This window comes from Pedobacter sp. NJ-S-72, assembly GCF_053890575.1.
In genome coordinates this window covers 494,344-503,869 of sequence record NZ_CM132681.1, presented here as the reverse complement: position 1 = coordinate 503,869, position 9,526 = coordinate 494,344, and the positions used below count along the sequence as shown (strand labels likewise).

At 41.8% G+C, this 9,526-nt stretch carries 5 protein-coding genes and 3 pseudogenes; all 8 read right to left on the bottom strand.

Translation table 11 applies throughout. The features are described 5' to 3' along the window. Positions 1 to 13 precede the first annotated feature (13 nt). A pseudogene (locus ACWYN3_RS03465) lies at positions 14 to 484 on the bottom strand (condensation domain-containing protein); the annotation flags it as partial. A 32-nt stretch (positions 485 to 516) separates the two neighbouring features. Next, positions 517 to 747: a condensation domain-containing protein gene (locus tag ACWYN3_RS03460; protein ID WP_456222872.1), complete on the bottom strand. Its 231-nt coding sequence runs from the start codon at positions 745 to 747 to the stop codon at positions 517 to 519. Between the two features lie 12 nt (positions 748 to 759). Further along, positions 760 to 3,802, bottom strand: a pseudogene (locus ACWYN3_RS03455) (non-ribosomal peptide synthetase); the annotation flags it as partial. Between the two features lie 164 nt (positions 3,803 to 3,966). Continuing rightward, positions 3,967 to 4,974 carry a condensation domain-containing protein gene (locus ACWYN3_RS03450; RefSeq protein ID WP_456222871.1) on the bottom strand — a complete coding sequence of 336 codons (1,008 nt, stop codon included), beginning with the start codon at positions 4,972 to 4,974 and terminating at the stop codon, positions 3,967 to 3,969. A gap of 28 nt (positions 4,975 to 5,002) precedes the next feature. Continuing rightward, positions 5,003 to 5,902: a condensation domain-containing protein gene (locus ACWYN3_RS03445; protein WP_456219875.1), complete on the bottom strand. Its 900-nt coding sequence runs from the start codon at positions 5,900 to 5,902 to the stop codon at positions 5,003 to 5,005. Between the two features lie 134 nt (positions 5,903 to 6,036). After that, positions 6,037 to 7,011: an AMP-binding protein gene (locus tag ACWYN3_RS03440; protein ID WP_456219874.1), complete on the bottom strand. Its 975-nt coding sequence runs from the start codon at positions 7,009 to 7,011 to the stop codon at positions 6,037 to 6,039. Beyond that, entirely contained in the window at positions 6,980 to 8,542 is a 1,563-nt protein-coding gene (locus tag ACWYN3_RS03435; protein ID WP_456219873.1) for a condensation domain-containing protein, read from the bottom strand. The genes ACWYN3_RS03440 and ACWYN3_RS03435 overlap by 32 nt, the downstream gene beginning before the upstream one ends. Then, positions 8,539 to 9,519: pseudogene (locus ACWYN3_RS03430) on the bottom strand (condensation domain-containing protein); the annotation flags it as partial. The gene ACWYN3_RS03435 and the pseudogene ACWYN3_RS03430, both read right to left, overlap by 4 nt. Positions 9,520 to 9,526 lie beyond the last annotated feature (7 nt).

Here is a 9,526-nt window from a genome sequence, read left to right as displayed (position 1 = left end):
GTTTGAAGTTGCATCATTCCCCTAGTTTTACAGTATAACTCTGTATGTCGGCTATAGTAATAGCTTCATTAAATGTATGATCGGTACGAAGCGGAACCAATTCCTGTTTCGTTTTTTTCCAGTAAGCTTCCTGATTCAACAGATTTGTACGCTTGCCATAGGTAGCCATGGTGTTATACCATTGACGGAGGGAACTTGTTTTATTACCCAATACGGCTAAAACAGGTTGATCCTTTTGTTGAAGCAGTAATTCAAGATCGTCTGTCAGAATACGCCATGATACACCATCTACTGCAAGGTGATGAGCAACAAGCAGTAATTGATTAGCCAGCGCATCAGCCGGAGCAATTAATAACGCTGCCTGTAAAAGGTTTCCCTGAGTTAGATCTACCTGAACCTGTAAAAGATCCAGATTGGTTTGAATAGCTTCCGGCCATTCATCTGCATTTTGCATATAATCAAATAATCTGATTTTTGACTGGCTATTACTGTAAGTCTGCTCCCAGGCCTCTGCCGTTAGCTGATATGCAAACGCAGCGCATCATGGTGACTTACCAGTTTATCCAGTGCAGTTTGCAATTGCTCAGCACTGATGTTTTTAGCGACAGTTAAAACTATATGCTGATTATAATGTGATAACGCGTTCGTTTCTATTTGCAGGAACCATTGCTGTATAGGCAATAACCCACTATTTCCTGTTAAAATGCCTTGTTCGGCAACAACTTTAGCTTCCTGTTGTAAATCCATGAACGCCGCAAGACGTGAAATGGTTTGACAGGTAAATAAGTCACGGGGATTTAATCCGTATCCTGCACGCCTGGCACGGCTGACTACCTGGATGGTAATAATAGAATCACCTCCCAGTTCAAAGAAATTATCATGAACACCTACTTGTGTTAGTCCCAATAACTCCTGCCAGATCACAGCCAGCGTTTGTTCCAGCTGATTTGCCGGAGCAACATACTCTTCTGTGATCAGATCATCTGCATCAGGATCAGGCAGTGCTTTTTTATCAATTTTACCATTACCATTACCCGTAAGCGGTAGTTTGTCCAGAACTACCCACCATCCCGGAACCATATATTCTGGTAAACGGGTTTTCAGGAAGGTAATCAGTTCTTCTTTCTCAAATAGCTCAGCATTAGCCGGCACAACATATCCCACAAGGCGTTTATTACCCTGCTCATCAGTTCTTGCCAGGACTACACCTTGTGAAACATGACTGCTTTGTTCCAGCACATTCTCTATTTCACCAAGCTCAATACGGTAACCGCGGACTTTTACCTGCTCATCATTACGACCTACATAAGTCATATTTCCATCAGGTAATAATCTACAGATATCACCTGTTTTGTACATGCGTTCTCCGCTTACAAAAGGATCTGCAAGGAAACTCTGAGCTGTTTGTTCAGGACGGTTTAAATAACCTCTTGCCACCTGTACACCTGCGATATACAGTTCTCCGGCAACTCCGGCTGCAACCGGGCGCAATTGTGCATCCAATAAGTAAGTACGTATATTGCCCAGACCGCGGCGGCCAATTGGCACGCCATCCTGCCCGGTCGTTTCAGAAGACACGGGATATTGATATTCAAGGGCTGTTACTGTAGTTTCAGTAGGCCCGTATTCGTTATAAAACGTTGCAAACGGCTTCCATTTTTCAGCCAGTGAAACACGGCAGTATTCACCACCTGAAATTACACGCCTTAAACCTCCGTAGTTACCTGCGTTTATGGTGTCAAGGAAACCCGGTGTAGCATGAAGGTGTGTAATCTGCTCCTGTAACAATAGATGCTCTAGTGCAGACGGATCTAAACGGGTAGTTTCATCCAGTACAACCAGTGTTGCCCCATTAAACAGCGCAAGGAACATCTGCTCTACAGCTGCATCAAAATTATAGTTCGAGAACTGGAGAATTTTATCTGTCTGATCAATACCGAATTTAGCTCCCTGGTAACAGATCAGGTTAACGACACTGCGATGTTCTACCAGTACCCCTTTCGGCTGCCCTGTAGAACCCGAAGTATAGATCACATAAGCCAGATCTGATGGATAATATTCCAGAACAGGTTCTTTTGAACTGCCTGCTGATAATAATTTGTTATCCAGTAATACAACAGGCAACTCAGTTTCAGGTAAAAACCCAGAGCTAAAACGACTGCTTAGTACTAATGGAGCTGCAATATCCGAAAGGATAAAAGCAGTACGTTCAGCAGGATAATCCGGATGAATCGGTACGTAAGCCGCACCAGCTTTCAGGATTCCAAGTATCCCCACAATCATTTCAGGAGACCGCTCTATAAATAACGGGATGAGTGTACCTCTTTTAATACTAAAGCCAATCAGTTTATGAGCCAGTTTATTGGAAAGCTGGTCAAGCTCAGCATAAGTAAGCTTTTGATCTTCAAAGACTACAGCAGTTGCTGACGGAGATTTTAATACCTGTTCTGCAAAAAGACTAATTATGGTCTGATCCTCAGGATAAGTGAATTGATGCGCATTCAGGTCTTCTAACAACCACTGTTTTTCTTCAGCGGTCAGGATATCTATATTTTCAAGTTTCGGTGCTTTTTGTGTAATGATGTGGAATAGAGCTGTTTCAAAGTGCCCGGCCATCCTGCTTACATCAGCAGCGCTTAATAACTCTGTATTATATTCAAAACGAATATTAATCTCCTCTCCTGCCATTACGGTAATACTGAGCGGATAGTTGGTCTGCTCTTTTACATCTGCTCCGGATAATTGTAATTTCCACGACTGAGCCAGTAATACTTCATCTACCGGATAGTTTTCAAAGACCAGGATACTATCAAATAGTTCGCCTGAAACCGGACTCTGACGTTGAATTTCATTCAAAGCTGAGTACTGGAATTCACGGCTGCGTAACTGATCAGCCTGTAATTGCTGCAACCATACGGATACTTCCTGAGCAGGGTTAATCTGCGTGAAAAGCGGAAGTGTATTAATATACATACCTACCGCACGTTCTACCCCAGCCAGATCTTCGGGACGACCAGACACAGTTACCCCATAAACTACATCGGTACGGCCGGTATAGTGATGTAATAAATATGCCCAAACACCCTGTACCAGCGTATTCAGGGTAATCCGGTTACGCTGGGTATAAGCGGTAAGACTTGCAGTAACCGCTTTGCCAAGTTGTATAGTCTCTATTTCAAATTGTCCGTTACCTTTTGTTTGTTCCGCAGTTGTCCTGATAAATGGCAGCTTGCTGCTTTCGGTCAGTGGATTGAGGTAATTAAACCAGTATTCTTTTTCTTCTTGTTTATTGCGTCGGTTGATATAACGGATATAATTTTCGTAACGGTCTTCTTCTGCAAGTAAAACCGGCTGAGCATTGATCAGCGACTCATAAGTCTGTAAAAGCTCTTCTATCAATACTGGTAATGACCAGCCATCCAACAAGATGTGATGGAAACTCCACAATAACCTGTACTCATTATCTGCTAAACGGAACAGACAAATCCGCATCAACGGTGCTTCTGCAAAATCAAAACCACGCACACGGTCTTTAGTTATACTTCTGGATTGCTTTCTGCTGCGCCTTTTTACTAAGGTCACGGTAATCCTGAATCTCAATTGGCAGCTTAACATCTTTCAGTACACATTGTACAGGGATATTGAAAACATCATAATAAAAAGCACTGCGTAAGACCGTATGCTGTTTCAACAGGTATTCCCAGCTCTGAGCAAACAATTGCTCGTCCAGCGCAGTGATATCAGCAGTAAGCTGTTCCACGTATGAACCAGTTTGGGTATCTGCTAATCCATGGAAAAGCATACCTGCCTGTAATCCGCTAAGCGGATAAATGCTTTCCACTTGTTTTCTGCGGTTTCCATCTCCGCCAGCTAAGAATGCATCCAGCTCAGTGTAACTGATCACATTTCCAAGACCATAGTCTGAAGGCGTGAAAGCAGTTTCTGTACGGGAAGCGCAATGATCAATCAGAGTTTCCAGATTAGCGATAAAAGCCGCTGATAAATGCCGGATACTGGCTGATGATGAAAATGATGATGATGACTGTATCTCCAGTCGATTTCCAGTTCATCATTTTTGATCATACTATTGATATATAGTTTATCAGGCATCTGGAAAGCCTGACCAACTGAGGTTCCTGCTTCTTCTTCCGCTGTCCCTAAAATCCCATAATCGCCCATCATATTATTCATCTGGCCTAAATAGTTGAATACGATATCGCCATTAGGATGCTGTAATGATGGTTCTTTACTGATATATTTAAGGATACCATATCCAAGACCTTTGCCCGGAATCTGGCGTAATTGTTCTTTCACACTTTTCACCACATCACCCGCAAGCAGGTCTGGTGATATTTCAAGAGATACCGGGTATAAACTTGTAAACCAGCCAATAGTACGACTCGTGTCAATCTCTGTTGCAATGTCTTCGCGACCATGGCCTTCCATTTTAACAGTAACGGTTTGATTGCCATTCCAAACTGCCAAAGTCATCGCTAATGCAGACAGTAAAATATCATTGATTTCTGTATGATAAGCTTTTGGTACCTCTTGTAAAAGACGACGTGTTTGTGTACTGTTTAATTTCAATACCTGATTTGTGGTATCACCATAAGTAACTGTACCCGGATAATCAAAATCCGTCTTTAACCCGCCAGCCTGCTGTACGGTTTTTTCCCAGTAGCTTAATTGCGTTGTTAAATCGCTGTTCTTTGAGTAAACTGTTAGTGCGTCATACCATTGACGGACAGAACTGCTTTTCTTGCCTAATACTTCTTCTACTGATTTGTCTCTGTTTTCTATTGATAGATCAGAAGCATCTAATGACTTCCCAGTATTTTCTACCGATTGATCAATACTATGTTCAAGCAGCAATTGCAGATCTTCGACCAATACACGCCACGAAACGCCATCAACTGCAAGGTGATGTACGATAATCAGCAAACGGTGTTGTTCTATTTCTTCTGGTGTAAGAATTAGTACTGCACGTAGTAATATTCCTTTTTCAATATCCAGACTGCGCTGATATTGTTCGGCAGTCAGTCAGCAAAATGGCTTCCTGTAATTTATCTGGCATAACGACCTTTAAATCTGCTACGCCAAGCTGCCCCCCATAGGTGCCATACTCCTGTACCAGCTCACCTCCATTAGAACTGTAAGTAAAACGAAGTGCATCATGGTATTGAACCAATGCACGGACAGCCTCTTCTATCGTATCCTGACCTATACCTTTATCTATAGTCAGTAAAACATGCTGATTGAAATGAGATTCCGTCTGATCGGCAATTTCAAAAAACCATTGCTGAATAGGAAGTAAACCACTATTTCCATTTAAAATTCCCTGTTCTGTGACTGAACCAGCCTCAGCTTCGCTTCTGACAAGCTGAGCAGCTAAAACCGCAATAGTCTGACAAACAAACAGATCACGTGGATGCAGGTTATAACCCATCCGTTTAGCACGGCTGACTACCTGTATCGTAATAATAGAATCACCTCCTAATTCAAAAAGTTTATCGTGGATACCAACTCTTGGAATACGCAATAAATCCTGCCAGATACTAACAAGATCCTGCTCCATCACACTACGCGGAGCTTCGTAGTTTCCTGTAAACAGAGAACCAGTATCTGCATCTGGTAAAGCTTTCTTGTCTACTTTACCATTATTAGTCAACGGTAATTTATCCAGCTCTACCCAAATAGCAGGGATCATATATTCTGGTAAACGGCTTTTCAGAAACACAACAATTTGATCTCTGTCAAACTCACCTTCCGGAACGATATAGCCAACCAGACGTTTAGTTCCATTTTCTTCTTTAACCAGTACAACTGCCTGATTAACCAGTTCACATTGCTGTAAGACATTTTCTATTTCTCCCAGTTCGATACGATAACCACGGATTTTCACCTGATCATCTATACGTCCCTGGTATTCAATATTGCCATCCGGAAGCCAGCGGCCAACATCTCCGGTTTTATATATTTTCTCTCCTTTGTTAAAAGGATGAACTATAAATCTTTCTGCGGTAAGATCAGGACGGTTCAGATAACCAGAGACAAACCTGCTCCACCCAGATATATTTCACCGGGTACACCAGCAGGTAACAACCTCAATTGTGGATCTAATATATAGGCAGAACGGCTATCCAGTGGTTTTCCAATTGGGATACTCCCCCTATCGTCAATAGTAAATGTCAATGAGAAAGTCGTGTTTTCTGTTGGGCCATAACCATTGACCACGGTTAGTTCAGGATATGTTTTCCTGATTTTAAATACGTGTTCATCTGATAATTTCTCTCCCCCTGCCAGTACAACAGAAAGCCCTTCAAACACACTGATATCGGTATCGATCAACTGATTAAACCAGCTCGAAGTAAACCACATTTTGGTCACTTTGTGCAGACGGATCTGTTCTTTTAACAGACTGCTGTCCAGCAAACTGTCATCAGGGCAGAGAATCAGTTTCCCTCCATTCAGCAGCATACCCCAGTATTCGAAAGTAGTCGCATCAAAAGAAGGAGAACCTGTGGACAACAAGACATCATGCTCGTTTAATTCAACATAACTAATGTCTTTCACTAGGCTAACTACGTTACGCTGCGTAACCAGTACCCCTTTTGGCTGACCTGTAGAACCTGAAGTATAAATCACATAAGCAGGACTATCAGCAGTAATTGTATCTACCTGAACTGTGTTTGCTACAGCATTTAGCTCTAGTTTATCCAGACAAACAAATTCCAGATCAGGAGCTAAACGGGTAAACAGGGAAAGCCATTCACTATCAGTGATGGCTATTTTACCTGCTGTATCTTCCAGCATGAATAAAATCCTTTCTTGTGGATAATCAGGGTCTATAGGCACGTAAGCTGCTCCTGCTTTCAAAATAGCCAGAATACCAACCATCATATTCATGCTTCGTTTTGCCGCTACAGGAACCAATGCGCCAGGCAGTAATCCCTTGTTAATCAAAACATACGCAAGCTCTTCAGAACGCTTGTCCAATTCGCGGTAAGTCAATGAAGCCGATCCATAGACAACTGCCGTGTTTTCTGTAGTAAGGAGTAAGGATAACCTGTTCGTTAAAAGCATCTATAATAGTCAATGGTGGTTGCAGATATTGATCTGAATTATCATTGAATACATCGAGTAACAAACTACGTTCACTATCTGATAGTATTTCTACAGCTGATAATAAGCCTTGTCCAATAGCAATGAACTGCTGCAATACCTGTTCAAAATGCGCCGATATAGACGCAGCATATTCAGGTGCCAATAAACTTGAATTATAGCCAAAATCAATCTGAATGGTATCTGTAGCGAGTATAACTATGTTGAATGGGTAATTTGTGTGTTCATGTAATCCAATATTTTCCAAACGTAAAGCCCATGGCTGTTCGTTCAGTACTTTACTTACAGGGTAGTTTTCAAAAACCAGTAAACTATCAAATATATCACCTGAGATTTCTGATAAACGCTGTATTTCATTCAGGGTAGTATACTGATGTTCTCTGCTTTCGAGCTGATTCATTTGCAATGCCTGTAACCAGCCGGTTAAAGATTGATCTTCATCAACTGCGGTATGTAATGGAAGCGTATTGATGTACATCCCTACTCCTCTCTCTACACCAGGCAGATCTTCTGGTCTGCCTGATACGATTACACCATAAGTGACCTCGGATTTACCAGTATAACGGTGTAAAAGATACGCCCATACACCCTGCATTAAAGTATTCAGTGTGATATGATTGCGATGTGTAAATTGCATCAGAGCTGCTGTAAAAGCACTATCCAGCTGTAACTTCTCCTTCTTGTAAACACCTTTTCCCTTATTGCGGTCTGCTGCCACGCTGATGAAACTTAGTAAAGTCCCTTCGCTAACGCCTTCCATATATTTACGCCAGTAGCTGCTGGCCAGATCTTTATCCTTGCGGTAAATGTACCGGATATAGTCGTCGTAACGCGCATGTGGTAAAACAGTTAAAGCTGTTTCTGTTACCTGAGATTCATAAGCACGTAATAATTCTTCCAGGATAATTGGAAGTGACCAGCCATCCAAAAAAAATATGATGATATAACTCCAGATCATATGATAATAATCATCACGCAACCGGATCAGACAAAGACGCATTAATGGTAAGACTGTAAAATCAAAACCTCGTAATCGATCTGATGCTTCAAAATCACGAATTGCATTTTCTTGCTCAGTACTGCTTAAATGACCGTAATCTAATCGCGTCACCGGCATTTCTGCTTCTTTGTAAATACACTGAACAGGTATGCTGAATACATCATGGTAAAACCCGCTGCGCAAAATACTGTGCTGGCTGATCAGATTCTGCCAGCTCTTAACGAATTTGTTTTCATCAAGATTCTCCAGCGTACAATAAAACTGCTGGATATAAGTACCTGCCTGACCGTCATAAAGACCATGAAACAACATACCTTCCTGTAATCCGCTCAACCTGGCCAGACCTTCAATCTGATCTTTTCGTGGAGAACCATTAACAGTTTGCGCCAGGAACTCATCCAGTTCAGCTACTGTAATCACCTCTCCCAGTTCAAGTCTGCCGGGGTGTGTGATGGTGCTATCTGCGCAACACAGTGTACAATAATTTCTTCCAGAGCGGAAACAAAAGCCATTGCAAGCTCTTTTACGCTTTTTTTATTAAAATGAAGCGTACTATAATCCCATTGGATTTCCAGTACACCTTGTCTGATCATAGCATTAACAGCTATTTGCTCTCTTAAAGGATAATCAGCGGAAACAGCAAGTGCAAATGTTTCCCATAACGGATTAATTACCGCATCGTCATTGACACTATTATCCAGTTTACCCAAATAGTTAAATACAATATCCCATGGGTCACGGGTCTGCAAAGAATCTGCTTGATTGAGATATTTCAATACCCCAAAACCAATTCCTCTTTGAGGAACCTGCCTCAATTGCTCTTTTATATTTTTCAGGATAGATCCTGTATCTGTACCTTTTTTAACTTCCAGTAAAACCGGGTATAAACTCGTAAACCAGCCTGTAGTATGACTGGTATCTATTTGTTCTGAAATATCTTCACGGCCATGACCTTCCAGACCAATTGAAACTGTCTGATTATCGTTCCAATTTGCAATTGTAACAGCAAGCGCACTGAGTAAGATATCATTGATCTCGGTATAATAAGCCTGAGAAACTTCCTGTAGTAATTGTTTAGTATGTTTTTTATTCAGGCTTACTTTAAAGGTACCGGTATCAGCCGTGCTGGCAATTGCCCAATTCTCTTTATTGGTACGTAAAGGTACATACTGTTGTACTGCATTTTCCCAGTATGGCAACTGGTTTAACAGACGCGGTTCCTGACCATAAGCTGCCAGTGTATTGTACCACTGATAATAAGCACTTGTTTTATCTCCCGTAATTTCCTGAAGAGTTTTGGTTTCCTGCTGCTCTAAAAGCAGAGAAAGGTCATCAAGCAGGATACGCCACGACACGCCATCAACCGCAAGGTGATGGATAACTAACAATAAGCGGTGGTGCGAT

What these genes read in the sequence shown, in the direction of transcription:
- ACWYN3_RS03460 (WP_456222872.1), bottom strand. Translation starts at nt 747, where the DNA reads ATGGATTTACAACAGGAAGCTAAAGTTGTTGCCGAACAAGGCATTTTA.